Origin of the sequence: Hymenobacter properus (genome assembly GCF_015694735.1) — a bacterium.
Classification (GTDB): Bacteria; Bacteroidota; Bacteroidia; order Cytophagales; family Hymenobacteraceae; genus Hymenobacter; species Hymenobacter properus.
In genome coordinates this window covers 813,443-829,558 of record NZ_JADQDP010000003.1, presented here as the reverse complement: position 1 = coordinate 829,558, position 16,116 = coordinate 813,443, and the positions used below count along the sequence as shown (strand labels likewise).

The window sequence follows — 16,116 nt, the reverse complement described above, 5'->3', positions numbered from 1 at the left end:
TGCCAGCCGTTTTATTTCGCGCGGCCACGCATTTGGCTTTTTCACTACCATTGGTCTGAGCTTATGAAACTTTTACGCCATTGCTACCTGCTGGCACTCTTGCTGTTCGGGGCCGGCCTGGGGTCGGCGCGGGCGCAGTCCTTCGCCTGGGCAAAATTGTCACGCACCCCAAACGACACGGTGAGGTCTAACACGGTCAATAGCGTTACCGACTCCAATGGGAATACCTACGTTCACGGAACCTACCGCGACAGCGTGATAGTGGGAAGCAGCACCTTTCGAGCCCTTGGCACGATGTCATCGGTTATCGTCAAATACGACTCGACCGGCACCGTGCTCTGGGCAAAGAATCTGAACGGAGTGGTTATCGTTTCGCTGGCGGCCGATAATAGCGCCGGTGGCTTCTACTTCACAGCAGAGCAATACACCAATAATGGCCCCATTACCTGGGATGGCGCTCCTTTGCCATTGGCTGCGACTCCGCCTTCGCCGTTTCACGCCAAATGCTCAGCCTCGGGCGCATTGCAATGGGCACAGCCCTTGCCGGTTAATACCGGTCAAGGCTGCACCGTGGTGGCCGATGACGCGGGCGACGCCTACCTGCAGAGCATTGCATACTCCAGTACCACCGTGGGCGGTGTACCAGTTAACGCCAACTCGGTTTACATCCTCAAAATCAACGGTGCGGGCGTTACGCAATGGGTGCAAACGTTGCATTTTGCCCCGGGCATTGGTTTCTCTTTCAGTAGCAGCAAGTTCGGGGCGAAGCCAGGGGGCGGCTGCTTGCTAAGCGGATGCATTCCGGCGGGGGCAAATTTGCTGTTGGGGCCGGGCTCGGGCACATCCTTGCTCACTTCTGCGTCCATTAACGACCAGTTGCTCATCAATTTCAACGCATCTGGCACGCCGCTTTGGACTATTGTGATGGGGTCCTGGAGCCAAAGTGCCTCGCTGGGAGCACTCTTGGCCGATGCCGCGGGCAACTGTTACATTACCGGCAGTGCGCCCAACGGGATTCAACTCAGTGGCGTCGCGCTGGGCCCCAGCTTCTTTTTAGCCAAATACAATGCCTCCGGCGCCATGCAATGGGCCCGCGGTGAACAACAGGGAACAGCTGGCAACATGGGCTACCAGCTAGCTGCCAATAGCCGGGGGGTGAATGTCGCGGTATCGGTTCAAAACCCGGTTAACAGCCCGGTCAAGCTGGGGCCGCTGACCCTGCGTTCTTACTTCAACATCGTGCATTACTCGCCGCAAGGGGATGAACAGTGGGCCGCGTCGGACTCGCGTACCGACTACAGTGTGTCGGCGACAAGGTTTAGCTATTATTCGATAAGCAGCTTGGGGCTGGACTCGCGCGGGAACCTATACGCCGCCGGCACCCCTCGAACGCAAACCAACCGCCCCGGCCCGTCAGTCAATCTGCCGGTGCTGCAGCTGGGAGCCCTAACGACCGTGGGAAGTGGCCTCGTGGCTTGCCGCCTCAATGCCTACGCAAACACCTTGCGCGGCCAGGTTTACCTGGACCAGAACGGCAATGGGCAGCAAGATGCTTCCGAGCAAATGTTTGCGCGGCCGCTCACCGGCATCCTGGCCCAAGGCACCGCAACGAGCTATTTCCCGGTGGGGGCCGATGGCGTGCTGCAAGCTTATGCGGCGCCCGGCGCTTACCAGCTCAGCCTCGCCCCCGTGGCCCACTACACGATATCGCAGCCCAGCAGCGGTTCTTACGCCGGCACCTTCAGTGGCAGCAACCAGCTCATTTCCGGCCAGCATTTTGGCCTAGTGCCCGTCGCTAACCAAGCCGATGTGCGCGTCACCCTCACGCCATACGGGGCCGTCCGGGCCGGCTTCACCGTTCGTTACCGCGTCACGGTGGAGAACGTGGGCACCACCACGGTCAGCGGCACGGTCACGGCCACGCTGGACAGCCACCTTAGCTACATCAGCAGCACGCCCAGTGGCACCCGCACGGGCCAAACCGTGAGTTGGTCCTACGCCAACTTGGCCCCGTTTGGGCACCTGGATTACGACGTGCTGGCCAGCCTGCCCACCAATGTGGTGCTCGGCACTGCCTTGCTTTCTACCGCCACGGCACCCCTCGTCGGCGACGTGGATGCGACCGATAACACGAGCACGGCCGCTCAAACGGTGGTTGGCCCCTTCGACCCCAACAGCATTGAAGTCAACTACGAACGGCTGACCCCCGCCCAGGTGGCTACCCGCTTGCCCCTCGACTACACTATTCACTTTCAGAACCTGGGCACGGCCGAAGCCACCGCGGTTATCCTCTCCGATACCCTGGACGCCAGCAAGCTCAACTTGTCCAGCCTCGCGCTGGTGGCCCAGTCGCACAACTGCAGCTGGTCGCTGGCCAGCACCGGCCCCAATGCCGGCCAGCTGACCGTTCGTTTTCTTGGCATCAACCTGCCCGGACGCAACGTCGACGTTATCCGCTCGCAAGGTTTCGTGCGCTTTCGGGTGCAGCCACGCACCACGCTGGCCGTGGGCGAAGTGATTCCGAACCGCGCTGGCATTGTGTTCGATTTCAATGCTCCGGTCATGACCAACACGGCCACTACCACCGTGATGCTGGCCTCGGCCGCCCTGGCCAACCACACGGCCGCTGCCTGGAACGCCTACCCCAACCCCGCCACCGACGCCGTGACCGTGGCGGCCGACCTGGCCACGGCCGGCCCCGTGCGCCTCGACCTGCTCGATGCCCTGGGCCGCAGCGTGCGCCGGCAAACTTTCACGGCCCCAGCTGGCCCGCTGCGCCAAACGCTCGACCTGCGTGACCTTGCACCTGGTTTTTACGTACTACGCCTAACCCCGCCCACCGGCCCGGCCAGCAGCCAGCAGCTGGTGCGGGAGTAGCCGTCTACCCCGGTTCTTTTACCAAGGCTACAAAAGCCGGGCCGCCCAGTGGAGCGGCCCGGCTTTTTTGCGTTTTGGGGCCGGAGCGTTGGTCGATTGGAGCAGGCGGCTGGTCTGGAAAGGGGGCGGTTTGGTCGGCTCACACAAGGGCTGCGGCGGAAGGCGGCAGCAAACGCAGCGCGGTTTGGCACGGTTTTGTAATGTCTCCTGTCATCGGCCACTGCGCCGGGCCAAGCAGCCCGGGCAGGCAATAGAGCCGCTTTTCTTCACCTTCCCAACCTATTCTGGTCATGAAATTTTCACGCCTTTCGGGCGGCCTGGCCGCGGCTTGCCTTTTGATTTCCGCAGCAGCCGGCTCGGCCTCGGCTCAAGTGTACCGCGACGCCTACGGCAACCCCAAAGCTGCTCCTTCGCCCAAGCCCATGGGCAGCAGCTCGAGCCGCCGCACGCCCAGCTACAGCAAGCCCGCGTACTCCACCTCCAACTCGACCAGCACCACCAATTCCGGCGTGCGCTTCGGCTTCCGGGGCGGCCTGAACGTAGCCGACCTGCAGGGCGACGCCGTGAAGAGCTTCACCACCCTGGCCGGTTACGCCCCCGACGGCTCCATTAGCAAGTCGATGCGTCCCGGCTTCTATGCTGGCATTTATGCCACGCTGCCGCTGGGCCCCGGCTTCGCCATCGAGCCGGGTGTTAACTATTCCGAAAAAGGCGCTGTCCTCACGGGTAACCTCCCCTTCCCGGCCCTCGATTTCCTGAACGCGAAGGTGACCGGCACGGCCCGCCTAGCTTACGTGGATGTGCCGGTGCTCGCCAAGGTATACGTCACGCCGGGCTTTTACCTCTACGCCGGTCCGCAGGCCTCGTTCCTGGTGAATGGCAAAGCCCGCGTGGATGCCAGCGTGCTCGGCTTCTCGGCCTATAAGCAGGACTTCGACGTCTCAAACCAGCTCCGCAAGGTCGATTTCGCCGCCGTGGCGGGCCTGGGCTACCAGTTCGACAACGGCTTCGGCCTCAGCGCCGGCTACGACTATGGCCTCACCTCCTTGGATGCCGACAACCGCTTCCAGGCCTACAACCGCGTGGCCAAAGTCGGCCTGAACTACTCCTTCTAAAGCCGACTATCGGCCATTTTATTCCTCTTATTCTCGTTCCCTTATTGCTTGGGTAAGCATCCGAAATAGATTATAAAAAAGGCCCTGCCGGTAGTCCGGCGGGGCCTTTCTGGTTAGATACCCGAATGAAAACACTTGTCATCCTGAGCGCAGCGAAGGACCTTCTCATGAGAGAACAGTTTGCAGTAATTACTCCAAACGTGGTAAGGTCCTTCGCTGCGCTCAGGATGACAAACGTCTAAAACGGCGCCTGCCCCTACCGTTTGCCCACCGTCCCACTTCCGCTCAGGCCCTCGGCCAGGCGCACCAGGCGCACCAGCTCGGCACGGTAGCCGTCGGCATCGGTACCGCGGGCGCCGTTGGCTAGCTGCTCGGTGGCGGCCCAGGTGGCCGTGCCGCCTTGCTCGCTCTGGCGCAGCAACATGCCAAACTGCGCCACGGCGGCGGCAAAGCGGAAATCGGGCGAGGCCTTTTCGATGGCCAGCGCGGGCCCGGTGAGGGGCTGGGCCAGCAGCTTGCTAGTGCTGCCCTGCGGCTCTTTGTAGCGCAGCTTCACCGTCAGCACGTCGTTGGTGATGAACTGCTGCATGCTGACGGTGGCAGGCTTCGAGGGCTGGTACTTGAGGTCGTCGACTAACGGCCGGGCGCTGCCCACGGGCACTATTTCGTAGAGGGCCGTCACGGTGTGGCCGGCGCCTAGCTCGCCGGCGTCTTTGCGGTCGTTGTTGAAGTCTTCGGCTTCGAGCAGGCGGTTTTCGTAGCCCACGAGGCGGTAGTTGGCCACGCGGGCGGGGTTGAATTCGACTTGCAGCTTCACGTCCTTGGCAACGGTGAAGAGCGTGCCGCCAAACTGGGCCACCAGCACCCGGCCGGCCTCGTCGAGGTTGTCGAGGTAGGCGTAGTTGCCGTTGCCTTTGTCGGCCAGGGTTTCCATGCGGGCGTCGCGCAAGTTGCCGCGGCCGCAGCCCAGCACCGTCAGAAACACGCCGCTTTCGCGCTGCTCCACAATCAGTTGCTCCATGGCCGCGTCGGAGCTTTCGCCCACGTTGAAGTCACCATCGGTGGCCAGAATCACGCGGTTGTTGCCTTCCTTGTTGAAGCTCTGGCGGGCCGTGGAATAGGCCAGGCGCAGCCCCGCGCCGCCGGCCGTGGAGCCGCCCGCCTGCAGCCGGTCGATGGCATCCAGAATAACTTGGGGCTGCGAACCGGGCGTGGGCGGCAGCACCAGGCCGGCGGCCCCGGCATAGGCCACCAGCGCCACGTGGTCCTGGGGCCGCAGCTGCTTCACCAGCAGCTTCAGGCCGGCCTGCACCAGGGGCAGCCGGTCGGGGCCCGACATGGAGCCCGATACATCGACCAGAAACACGAGGTTGGCAGGCGGCAGCTTGGCGGTTTCTACTTTCTTGGCTTGAATGCCAATGCGGGCCAGCTGGTGCGCCGGGTTCCAGGGGCAGGCGGCCAGCTCGGTGCTGATGCGCACGGGGTCGGGCGAGGCGGCGGGAGGCGCGGCGTAGTCGTAGCGGAAGTAGTTCAGCATTTCCTCTACTCGCACGGCGTCGCGCGGGGGCAGCTGGCCTTCGTTGAGGAAGCGGCGCACGTTGGTGTAGGAAGCGTTGTCGACGTCGAGCGAGAAGGTACTGAGCGGGTCTTTCTTCGCTTCGAAAAACTTGTTTTCCTGCACGTGGGCGTAGGTGTCGCCGGCGCCGGCTTCGGCCCGCGCCGGCAGGGTAGGCATGGACGGGGCGTCAAGATGGTAGCCATAATCAGCCGACTTATTTGCCATTGGCGCGCCAACGCCCCGGATAACGACGCGCTTGCCCTTGGCGTCGTCCGGCGCGGCGGTCTGAATCTGTACGCCCGCCACTTTTCCTTGCAGCACCTGGGCGGCCGCGCCGGTGATTTCCTTTTTGGTTTCGATGCCGTAGGCCGTCACTACCACTTCATTCAACTGCCGATTGTCGGGCTGCAAACGCAGGTTCAGCGTGTGCAATTTCCCCACCGGCTTTTCCACGGTTACATAGCCCACAAAAGCAAACCGAAGCACGGCTTTGGCGGCGTTGGGCACCCGTAGCGAATAATTGCCCTTCGCATCCGTCTGCGTGCTGAGGGTGGTGCCCTTCACCACTACCAATACGCCGGGAAACGGCTGGTTGGCCTCGTCCGTCACCCGCCCGGACACAACTCGGGCATCGGCCTGGCTGGCTGGTGAAACGGGCAAAGCAACACTTTGGGCCACGACGGGCAGTGCGTTCAGCAGGGCCGCCAGCAGCGGCAGCAGCAATAAGTTTCTCATGGCAGCAAGACTTGGTTAGGTGGAACTTGCTGACCTGATGCGGGAGGGTAGCGGATTGCACACGCCGGCTTGTAGCGCAAGCCGAAGCTCGTGTTACCTGCCCATTTCCCCCAAAATTGCCCTAACTTCCCAGCGCCATGTTCTTTCGCCGCGCCAAACCGTCTGCCGCTGCCGCGCCACTCTCCGACCAGGAGCTGCTGGCCCGCTACCGCGCGCACGGCAACGTGGCCGACCTGGGCCTGCTCTACGACCGGTACCTGCCCGAAGCGTTTGCCGTGTGCCGCCGCTACCTGGCCCCGCCCGACGAAGACGCCCAGGATGCCACCATGCAGCTCTTCGAACACCTAGTGAAGGTGCTGCGCACCCACGCGCCCGACAACTTCCCGGCCTGGCTGCACACCACCGCCCGCAACCATTGCCTGATGCAGCTGCGGGCCCGCAAGCGCGCCGGCCCCAGCGCCGGGCCCCTGATTTTGACCCTGCCTGACGCCACCGATGTGGAAACCGCCGGTGCCCGGCATCTGCTCGACGAGGAAGCCGCCGCCGAGGACGCCCAGGAAACCGAAATCCGCCTGCAAAGCATGGAAAAGGCCCTGGCTCAGCTCCCCCCGGCCCAGCGCCGTTGCCTCGAATTGTTTTACCTCGAAAAGAAAAGCTACCGCGACATCGCCATCGAAACCGGCCTCGAACCAAACCTGGTGCGCAGCCACCTGCAAAACGGCAAGCGCATGCTGCGCCGCCAGCTCGACCCACCGGCCCCGGCTGTTTCCTCGTCGCACGCCCCGCTTCCCGCTTCCGATAATAACCCGCTCCATGTCGCCCGCTGATTCGCCTTTTGCCCAGCTGCCCGCTCCCGGCCCGCACCCGGCCACGGCCGAGCTGCGTGCCTACGCGGCCGGCACCCTGGCGCCCACCGAGGAGCACCGCATCGAGGCCCACACCCTCGACTGCGAGCGCTGCGCCGAATTGGTGGAAGGCTTCTCGATGAGCGACGGCCCCACCACCGACCGCGCCATTGCCGAGCTGCGCACCCGCCTGCAAGCCCGCCTGGGCCAAGCCGAGCCCGAACCCGCGGCGGGTGGCTGGGCCTGGCCGCGCCTGGCGGCCGCGGCGGCGCTGCTGGCCGTGGTGGGCACCGGCATCTGGGGCTGGGAAAAATACGAATCAGCCGCGCCGCCTGCTACTGCGCGCCAGGAAGCTCCCTCTGCGCCGGCTGCTGCGCCGGCTGCTGCGCCGGCTGCTGCGCCGGCTGCTGCGCCGGCTGCTGCGCCGGCTGCCCCTCCAGCTGCACCGGCTACTCGCTCAGCTGCACCAATAGCCGCAGCGCCCCAAGCGCCCGCCCCGGCCAGCCCTGCTCCTGCCGACTACGCGGCCGTGCAACGCCCGGCAAAACCCCGCGCAAGCCGGCAGCCCGCTCCCTCAACCTTGGGAGGTACCGATTGGCTTGCCAATTCGGCTTCCCGCCTGCCGGCCTCGCCCCCGCACCGGCCAGCAGCAAGGCCCGCTGCGCCTTCCGCAGCACCGGCTGCCGATATGGTTGTTGCTTCGGAAACGGCCGCCCCAGTGGGCATATCCCAAGCCAACCAGGCAACTGCAGGCGCCGACGACAACTCCCAGGAATCAAAACTGGCCCGGGCCGACCTGGCCCCGGCGGCCAAAAGCGAAAGCGTGCTCACCCAACCGGCCGCCGATTCCGTGCGTTCGCTCAGCGAAGTAGCCGTAACAACGGCTGCTCCCCTGAGGAAAGCCAAGGCCAAGCTGGCTGAACCCGCGCCGGCCATGGTGCTCAACACGCCCATGCCCGCGGGCTTCGCCATCAAGCCGGCACCGGTGGGCGGCACGCCAGCCTTCCGCGACTACCTGCGCCGCGAGGCCGCGCAGTTTGAGCCCGAAAAGGAAAACCGCATCAGCGGACTGGTGCACGTGCAGTTCACCGTGGGCGCCGACGGGCAGCTGAGCAACCTGAAAGTGACCCGCGGCCTGCGCGCCGACTACGACGCCGAAGCCCTGCGCCTGGTGTGCGAAGGCCCCAAATGGCAGCCCGGCATCGCCGGTGGCCGCCGCGCCCCGCTCACGGTAGATTTCACCATACCGTTTTAGTTGTCAATTGTCAGTTGCTCGTTGTCGGGCCAATAGATTGGCGTTTTTCCTAACAACTGACAACGACTAACTGACAACCAAACTCACAGCTCGGCGCCTGGCTTCACGGTGCCGGCGTCCACGGCTTTCAGGAAGGTGAGCAGGCCTTTGAAGTAGGTTTGCTGGTCGTCGTACATGCTCATGTGGCTGCCTTGGGGGCAAATGAGAGAGTTGCCGCGCTGCACCTTGGTGGCAATCATGCGCATGTGGGCGGGGTCCATGGTGTCGTACTTGCCGCCGATGCTGAGCACGGGCACGGCCAGCTTGGGCAGGTCGGGCACGCGGTTCCAGTTCACCAGCTTGCCCGAGATACCGAACTCGCTTGGGCCCTGCATGGTCACGTAGAGCGACTGGTTGAGCTTGCTCATGGCGCGGGTCACGGGCTCGGGGTTGGGCACGATGCGGCACAGGTGCTCGGCGTAGAAGTTGGGTTCGAGCAGGCCCATGTAGCGCGGGTTGCTGAAATCCTTGCGGGCTTCAATCTGCCGGATTTCCCTGAGCACTTCGGGTTTCATCTGCTTGGCCAGTACCTCGTCGGCGTAGCGGCCGTAGTCGGGGCAGCTCATCATCATGTTCGAGATGATGAGACCCTTGAGGTTTTGCTGGTACTTGAAGGCGTACTCAGCCGCCAGGATGCCGCCCCAGCTGTGGCCCAACAGGTAGAAATTGGTGTTGTCGAGTTTCAGGGCCTGGCGCACCTGCTCTACCTCCTCCACGTAGCGCGGCAGGCTCCACATGGCGGTATCGCGGGGGTTGTCAGAGTTGCCGCAGCCCAGCTGGTCGTAGTAGATGAATTCGATACCCTCCTTGGGCAGAAAGTTCTCGAAGCACTCGAAATACTCGTGCGTGGCGCCCGGACCGCCATTGAGCAGCAGCACCTTGATTTTGGGGCTGTTGCCGTACTGCTTGGTCCAGACCTTGAACGTGCCCTTGGGCGTGCTGATGGGAATCACGCGCACGTTGCCGTCCTGCACGCCGGTTTCGGGGTTGTCGAAGTAGCTGGCCGGCACGGCGGCCGTGGTAGCGGCCGTTTCGGAAGCAGCATTGGGCTGGCTGCAGCCTGCCAACCAAGCGGTACCAAGCACCCCAATTGCTAGTTGCAGGAAAGTAAAGGTCTTCATTTACAATGCGGTGAATGAATGAGCAAAGTGGTTATCAGCAGCGGCCCGGCCACGGGGCAGCATTTGGCTGCGGCGTACCCCCAACCAGCATTACAGCGGGAGCCTGGCTCCTGGCAATCTGACACAAGGTAGAGCATATCAGCCACTCGCAACCAACGCTTTTCAGATGGTGGCAGGCAGCCCAAGCTGGCTGCCACTGTAGCAGCATTTGTTCCGCTCGCTTCCTTGACAGGCAATAAGAGCTTTTACGCAAATGCCTCATTCTTTATTAGCAGGATTCAATTATTAATAATCGACTTGGCAAATATTATATCTACTGAATACACATCTCAATTCAGACAATATTCATCATACATCATCCGTAATTTGATTTATTTTTAATAATACCCCGCAATTTTAAAAATTATTTATCAATACAAAAAACAGTGCTTTATAATCTATGTAACCGCCTACTTAGACATGTTCAAATTAACCATGGGAACCATTCCACCCCGAACATCCTTTCTGCCCTCGTCACGGATTTCAGTCCTGCTTTCATTCACTTCACCCAATAGTCTTGATGCAGAAATTTAAATCGACCTCGCGCTTTGCTTCCCTGCTGCTCGGCGGCTCTTTGTTTGCAGCTTCGTGCGGCCTCGTTTCCTGCTCGCGGGAAGAGGTAGCCCCCAGCAGCGCCGCCACCCCCACCACCAACACGGCCAGCGACGTGCGCGCCGACGATTTGATACCCGGCCAATACATCATTGTCTTGAAAGACAATGCAGTGGCCACTGACCCCACCGATACTTACGCCGACAAAGTGGGCAAAGTGCGGGCCGCGGCCCAGGGCCTGCTGCGCGGCCGCGGGCTGCAAGCCAGCGCCGTGGGCAACGCCTATGGCCACGTTATCAAAGGCTTTTCGGCCCGCCTGACGGGGCATGAAGCCGCCGCCCTAGCCAGCGACGGCCGCGTGGCCTACGTGGAGCAAGACAAGATTGTCAGCCTCGGCAAGCCGGTGAAAGGCGGCACGGCCCCCGCCCCCGCTCCCACCCCTTCGACCCAAACCATTCCTTACGGCATCAGCCGCGTGGGCTCGGGCGACGGCACCGGCCGCACCGCCTGGATTATTGACACAGGCATCGACCTCACTCACCCCGACCTGACCGTAGACCAGGGCCGCAGCCGCTCGTTCCTGAGCAGCAGCAGCGGCGCTGACTATGCCTCGCCCAACGACGGCAACGGCCACGGCACCCACGTGGCGGGCACCATTGCCGCCAAAAACAATTCGATTGGCGTGGTGGGCGTGGCCGCCGGCGCCACTGTGGTGGCCGTGCGCGTGCTCGATTCGAGCGGCAGCGGCACCAGTTCGGGCGTGATTGCGGGCATCGACTACGTGGGAGCCAACGCCCGCGTCGGCGACGTGGCCAACATGAGCCTTGGCGGCAGCGCCTCGCAGGCCCTCGACGATGCCGTGCTGAATGCGTCGAACAAAGGCATCCTCTTCGCCGTGGCCGCCGGCAACGATGGCGTAAGCGCCACCCAAGCCTCGCCGGCCCGCGTAAACGGTGCCAACATCTTCACCGTGTCGGCCATGGACAACACCGATACCTGGGCCTACTTCTCGAACTACGGCAACCCGCCCGTGGACTACTGCATGCCCGGCGTCAACATCAACTCAACCTGGATTGGCGGCAGCTACAACACCATCAGCGGCACGAGCATGGCCACGCCGCACATGGCCGGTGTGCTGCTCCTGCGCGGCAAGTCTTTCACCACCAACGGCAGCGTAAAGAGCGACCCCGACGGCTCGGCTGACCCCATTGCGCACTTGTAAGACGACTTATCATTACAGAAAAAGGCAGCCCAAGGGCTGCCTTTTTTGTTTCCTAAGGGATAGCGCTGACCGGTGCCTTAGCCGCTGTAGCCACCGCCGCTTTCGGGCTCGGTGGCGCTGCCGCCGGGCTTGGTGGGGGTGGGCAGGTCAGACTCGGTCGTGACTTCAACGTCGCTGTAGTCGGGGGCGCCGTTGCCTTGCACGGGCACGGGCGGCTCGTGGGTAGGGTCGGGGGTGGGAGTGGGCTGGTTCATAAAGCAAATAGGTTGGGTTGATTGCGTGTACGGCATTGGACCGGGCATGGCTGCCTGGCGGCGGGCGGGGCCGGCCCGGCTGCGTACTTTTGCGCCCGGCAGGCGCTGCCTGGCGTCTGCTCGAACTCACTGATTTACTCCTCCACTCCACCAACCCGCATGGATTTCCGCACCGAAAAGGACACCATGGGCACCGTGCAGGTGCCTGCCACCGCCTACTGGGGCGCGCAAACGCAGCGTTCCATCGAGAATTTCCCCATCGCGCAGGACATCAACAAGATGCCCAAGGAAATTATCGCCGCTTTCGCCTACCTCAAGAAGGCCGCCGCTTTCACCAACCGCGACGCCGGCGTGCTGCCCGCCGAGAAAGCCGAGCTGATTGGCAAAGTGTGCGACGAAATCCTGGCCGGCAAGCTGGCCGATTCGTTCCCGCTGGTGGTGTGGCAAACGGGCTCGGGCACGCAAAGCAACATGAACCTCAACGAGGTGATTGCCTACCGCGGCCACGTGCTGCAGGGCGGCCAGCTCACCGATGAGAAGAAGGCCCTGGCCCCCAACGACGACGTGAACAAGAGCCAGAGCTCGAACGACACGTTCCCGACGGCCATGCACATCGCGGCCTACAAAATCCTGGTCGAAACCACCATCCCCGGCATCGAGAAGCTGCGCGACGCGCTGAAAGCCAGGTCGCAGGAGTTCATGCACATCGTGAAAATCGGCCGCACCCACTTCATGGACGCCACGCCGCTCACGCTGGGCCAGGAGTTTTCGGGCTACGTGTCGCAGCTCGACCACGGCCTGCGCGCCATCAAGAACACGCTGGCTCACCTGAGCGAGCTGGCGCTGGGCGGCACCGCCGTAGGCACGGGCATCAACACGCCCAAGAACTACGCCGTGAACGTGGCCAAGCACATTGCCGACCTCACCGGCCTGCCCTTCATCACGGCCGAGAACAAGTTTGAGGCCCTGGCCGCCCACGATGCAATTGTGGAAGCCCACGGCGCCCTCAAAACCGTGGCCGTGAGCCTGATGAAAATTGCCAATGACATTCGCATGCTCAGCTCGGGCCCGCGCGCTGGCATCGGCGAAATCGACATTCCCGACAACGAGCCCGGCTCCAGCATCATGCCCGGCAAGGTGAACCCCACCCAGTGCGAAGCCATGACGATGGTGGCCGCCCAGGTGATGGGCAACGACGTGGCCATCTCGGTGGGCGGCTCCATGGGCCACTTCGAGCTGAACGTGTTCAAGCCCGTCATGATTTACAACTTCCTGCACTCGGCCCGCCTCATCGGCGACGTGTGCGTGAGCTTCACTGACAAGTGCGCCGTGGGCATCAAGCCGCTGGAGAAAAACATCAAGAAGCACGTCGACAGCAGCCTGATGCTTGTGACGGCCCTCAACCCGCACATTGGCTACTACAAAGCCGCCGAAATTGCCCAGACGGCCCACAAAAACGGCTCGACGCTGAAGGAAACCGCCCTCAAGCTGGGCTACGTGACCGAAGAGCAGTTTAACGAGTGGCTGAAGCCGGAGGAAATGGTAGGCGAGATGAAGTAGCCTTTGCCATCTTCAATTGGGTATAAAAAAGAAGTCCCGGCTTTGCAGCCGGGACTTCTTTTTTACAGATGCGGCGCCGTCGGCTTAGCCTTTACACTGCCGCGGCCCGCAGCAACGGAGCCACCCGCGTACCCAGCAGCTCGATGGATTGCATGATTTCAGTGTGCGGCAACGCGGCTACGTCCTGCTGGAAGGTGACGCGGGAGATACCGCCCAAGGCTTCGCTGTGACGCAGGATTTTGGCGGCTACCTCCTCGGGGCTGCCTACCAGCAGCGCCCCGCGCGGCCCGGCCTGGGCGTCGAACATGCCCCGCGTGACGGGCGCGCCGCCCCGCTCGCGGGCGCGGTTGGTGAAGGTGCGTGCATACCCCGGAAAGAACTCCTCCATAGCCTGCTCGGTGGTTTCGGCCACGTAGCCCAGCGAGTGCAGGCCCACCTGCAACTGCTCGGGCGCGTGGCCGGCCCGGCGGCCCGCTTCGCGGTACAGGTCCACCAAGGGCCGGAAGCGGTGGGTATCGCCGCCGATGATGGCCACCATCAGCGGCAGGCCCAGCGTGCCCGCCCGCACAAACGAAGCGGGCGTGCCGCCCACGCCTAGCCAGATGGGCAGCTGCGCCTGCACAGGCCGCGGGTAGATGCCCTGCCCCGTGAGTGCCGGCCGAAACTTGCCCGACCAGTGCAGTTTTTCCTGCTCGCGAATGCGCAGGAGCAGGTCCAGCTTTTCGGCAAACAGCTCGTCGTAATCGTCGAGGTCGAAGCCGAAAAGCGGGAAGGCTTCGATGGAGGAGCCGCGGCCCACCACCATTTCGGCCCGGCCCTGCGAAATCAAATCCAGTGTGGCGTATTCCTGGAACGCCCGCACCGGGTCCGTGGCGCTCAGCACGGTGACGGCGCTGGTGAGGCGAATGCGCCGGGTGCGCGCCGCGGCGGCCGCCAGAATCACGGCGGGGGCCGAATCCAGGAACTCCGCGCGGTGGTGCTCACCGATGCCGAACACGTCGAGGCCTACCTGGTCGGCCCGCTCGATGCGGTCGAGCAGCTGGCCCATGGCTTCGGCACCGCTCGGCTTTTGGTTGGTGCCGTTATCAAAGAAGGCGGCAAAACTATCGATTCCAATTTCCATGTTTGTTCAGTTTAGTTCGGTGGGAAATGGTCGGTCAAATCCTGAGGCTTGGCTCAGTCATGACCAAAACGATTCAAATGTACATACATTATATGTATGTACATTATTCATGCAATAATAATTCTGCTCCCGTAAGCGGCAACCCTGGCGGCAACCACTTTCTTATTTTCCCAGCATCTTTGCCGCCCCATGGATTTCTCTGCTCCCCTTGTGCTCGAAAACAGCCGTGCCCGCCTGCGCCCGCTGGAAATTGGCGACTTCGAGGCCCTCAAAGCCGTGGCCTTCGACGCTGACCTTTGGAAATACACCCTCACGCGCGGCGACGACGCGGTGAGTCTGGCCGCATACATCCGGCAGGCGCTGGAAGACCGAGCGCGAGGCGTGCGCTACCCCTTTGCCATCATCGACCGCGAAACCGGGCAGCTGGCCGGCAGCACCAGCTACTACAACGTGGTGCCCGCCGACCAGCGCCTGAGCATTGGCTACACCTGGGTGGGCACGCAGTTCCAACGCTCTGGCCTGAACCGGGCCTGCAAGCACCTGCTGCTGTGCCACGCTTTTGGCCAAATGGGCTACGAGCGGGTGGAGCTCGAAACCGACTCGCGCAACTACAAGTCGCGCACGGCCATGGCCCGCATGGGCGCCACCGAGGAAGGCACCCTGCGCAGCCACCGCATTACCCAGGGCGGCCTCCGGCGCGACACCGTCATTTTCAGCGTTATCCGGCAAGATTGGTCGGAGCTGCGCCAAACCACTTTCCAGCAGTACGAAGCCCGTGGCTGAGCCCCCAGTTCCTAACCGGCTGCGGCCCCCCGAGGGCCTGTGGCGGCGGCGCGTGGCCAGCTTTGGCCACGCCTTTCGGGGGGTGTGGGCCGCGCTGCGCTCGGAGGTGCATTTGCGCTTCCACGCCTTCGCTACGGTGGTGGTTATCGGCCTGGGCTTTTACTACGGCATTTCGCGCCTGGAATGGGCACTGGTAGCCATTTCGGTGGCCTGCGTGTGGTCGGCGGAGCTGATGAATACGGCCATTGAAGCCCTCACCGATTTGGCCTCGCCCGATTACCACGTGCTGGCCGGCAAAGCCAAGGACGTGGCCGCCGCCGCTGTGCTGCTGGCGGCGCTGGGGGCGCTGGTGGTGGGCGGGCTGGTGTTCGTTCCGCGGCTGTTGGTGCTATAACCCCCGTCCCGACCTGAACCATTGCCCGCGTGCGGCGTAACCATAGCCGGTCTGGCCGTATTAGCGTCAGCCGTTTCTTTTTCTTCGAGCTTATGCGCCTGCTTTCCTTCGCCGCCTTGTTGCTGACCACCGCCTGCGCTCCCCAGCAGGTGAGCGTGACCACGCCCACCACGCCGCCCGAAAACGGCCAGGTAAACGGCCCGTCCACACCCGCGCCCACCAGTGCTAATACCGTGGACCCCGTGCCCGCCCGCGTAGCCGAGTCGGACACCACCGCGCGCCCGCCGTGGCTGAAGGCCCGCATTGCCGAGGTGCTGGCCGAGCGCAAGCGCAACCCCATCACCCGCATCCTGCGTTACGACTACGAGGGCCGGAAAGTGTATTACATCTCGGCTCCGTGCTGCGACCAATACTCTAACGTGTACGACACGCAGGGCAAGCTCATTTGCCAGCCCGACGGCGGCATCACCGGCAAAGGCGACGGCAAGTGCCCGGACTTTGACAAACGTAAAACCAACGAAAAACTGGTGTGGCAAGACCCGCGGTAATGAAGTGCTGAGGGTTGAGTGTTGAATGTTGAGTTGCTATGTCTTCAGAGCTCATCATTTCAAATTCAACCCTCAGCATTCAAAACTCAACACTAT

General features: G+C 62.9%; 13 protein-coding genes. 9 read left to right on the top strand and 4 right to left on the bottom strand.

The window, feature by feature from the left end:
• Nucleotides 1–63 precede the first annotated feature (63 nt).
• Both I2I01_RS15435 and I2I01_RS15430 read left to right on the top strand, forming a co-directional pair.
• Nucleotides 64–2,877 (top strand): DUF7619 domain-containing protein, encoded by a 2,814-nt coding sequence (locus I2I01_RS15435; protein ID WP_196287362.1) that lies wholly within the window; start codon nucleotides 64–66, stop codon nucleotides 2,875–2,877.
• Nucleotides 2,878–3,167: 290 nt separating this feature from the next.
• Entirely contained in the window at nucleotides 3,168–3,992 is an 825-nt protein-coding gene (locus tag I2I01_RS15430) for a porin family protein (protein ID WP_211537979.1), read from the top strand.
• 256 nt (nucleotides 3,993–4,248) lie between these two features.
• Here I2I01_RS15430 and I2I01_RS15425 read toward each other — a convergent pair whose 3' ends face one another.
• Entirely contained in the window at nucleotides 4,249–6,285 is a 2,037-nt protein-coding gene (locus I2I01_RS15425) for a vWA domain-containing protein (RefSeq protein ID WP_196287361.1), read from the bottom strand.
• 137 nt (nucleotides 6,286–6,422) lie between these two features.
• On the opposite strand from I2I01_RS15425, the gene I2I01_RS15420 reads away from it, so the two are divergent.
• Nucleotides 6,423–7,112: an RNA polymerase sigma factor gene (locus I2I01_RS15420; RefSeq protein ID WP_196287360.1), complete on the top strand. Its 690-nt coding sequence runs from the start codon at nucleotides 6,423–6,425 to the stop codon at nucleotides 7,110–7,112.
• Nucleotides 7,099–8,385 (top strand): energy transducer TonB, encoded by a 1,287-nt coding sequence (locus I2I01_RS15415; RefSeq protein WP_196287359.1) that lies wholly within the window; start codon nucleotides 7,099–7,101, stop codon nucleotides 8,383–8,385. Before I2I01_RS15420 ends, I2I01_RS15415 begins: the two co-directional genes overlap by 14 nt.
• 83 nt (nucleotides 8,386–8,468) lie before the next feature.
• Here the strand turns inward: I2I01_RS15415 and I2I01_RS15410 are convergent, their stop codons facing one another.
• The gene (locus I2I01_RS15410; RefSeq protein WP_196287358.1) at nucleotides 8,469–9,545 is read right to left on the bottom strand and encodes a proline iminopeptidase-family hydrolase; all 1,077 of its coding nucleotides are present in this window, start codon (nucleotides 9,543–9,545) and stop codon (nucleotides 8,469–8,471) included.
• Nucleotides 9,546–10,104: 559 nt separating this feature from the next.
• On the opposite strand from I2I01_RS15410, the gene I2I01_RS15405 reads away from it, so the two are divergent.
• Nucleotides 10,105–11,358, top strand: coding sequence for a S8 family serine peptidase (locus I2I01_RS15405; RefSeq protein WP_196287357.1), 1,254 nt, complete (start codon nucleotides 10,105–10,107; stop codon nucleotides 11,356–11,358).
• Nucleotides 11,359–11,435: 77 nt separating this feature from the next.
• On the opposite strand, the gene I2I01_RS15400 is transcribed toward I2I01_RS15405, so the two are convergent.
• On the bottom strand, nucleotides 11,436–11,612 hold the full coding sequence (locus I2I01_RS15400; protein ID WP_196287356.1) for a hypothetical protein: 177 nt from the start codon (nucleotides 11,610–11,612) through the stop codon (nucleotides 11,436–11,438).
• Nucleotides 11,613–11,771: 159 nt separating this feature from the next.
• On the opposite strand from I2I01_RS15400, the gene fumC reads away from it, so the two are divergent.
• Nucleotides 11,772–13,172: a class II fumarate hydratase gene (gene fumC, locus I2I01_RS15395; protein WP_196287355.1), complete on the top strand. Its 1,401-nt coding sequence runs from the start codon at nucleotides 11,772–11,774 to the stop codon at nucleotides 13,170–13,172.
• Between the two features lie 91 nt (nucleotides 13,173–13,263).
• Here fumC and I2I01_RS15390 read toward each other — a convergent pair whose 3' ends face one another.
• Nucleotides 13,264–14,295: an Atu2307/SP_0267 family LLM class monooxygenase gene (locus I2I01_RS15390; protein WP_196287354.1), complete on the bottom strand. Its 1,032-nt coding sequence runs from the start codon at nucleotides 14,293–14,295 to the stop codon at nucleotides 13,264–13,266.
• A 189-nt stretch (nucleotides 14,296–14,484) separates the two neighbouring features.
• On the opposite strand from I2I01_RS15390, the gene I2I01_RS15385 reads away from it, so the two are divergent.
• The 3 genes from I2I01_RS15385 (at nucleotide 14,485) to I2I01_RS23285 (ending at nucleotide 16,020) form a co-directional block, all read left to right on the top strand.
• Nucleotides 14,485–15,078, top strand: coding sequence for a GNAT family N-acetyltransferase (locus I2I01_RS15385; RefSeq protein WP_196287353.1), 594 nt, complete (start codon nucleotides 14,485–14,487; stop codon nucleotides 15,076–15,078).
• Nucleotides 15,071–15,472 (top strand): diacylglycerol kinase family protein, encoded by a 402-nt coding sequence (locus I2I01_RS15380; protein WP_211537978.1) that lies wholly within the window; start codon nucleotides 15,071–15,073, stop codon nucleotides 15,470–15,472. The genes I2I01_RS15385 and I2I01_RS15380 overlap by 8 nt, the downstream gene beginning before the upstream one ends.
• A 92-nt stretch (nucleotides 15,473–15,564) precedes the next feature.
• Nucleotides 15,565–16,020: a DUF6970 domain-containing protein gene (locus I2I01_RS23285; protein ID WP_211537977.1), complete on the top strand. Its 456-nt coding sequence runs from the start codon at nucleotides 15,565–15,567 to the stop codon at nucleotides 16,018–16,020.
• The last annotated feature ends 96 nt before the right edge of the window (nucleotides 16,021–16,116 follow it).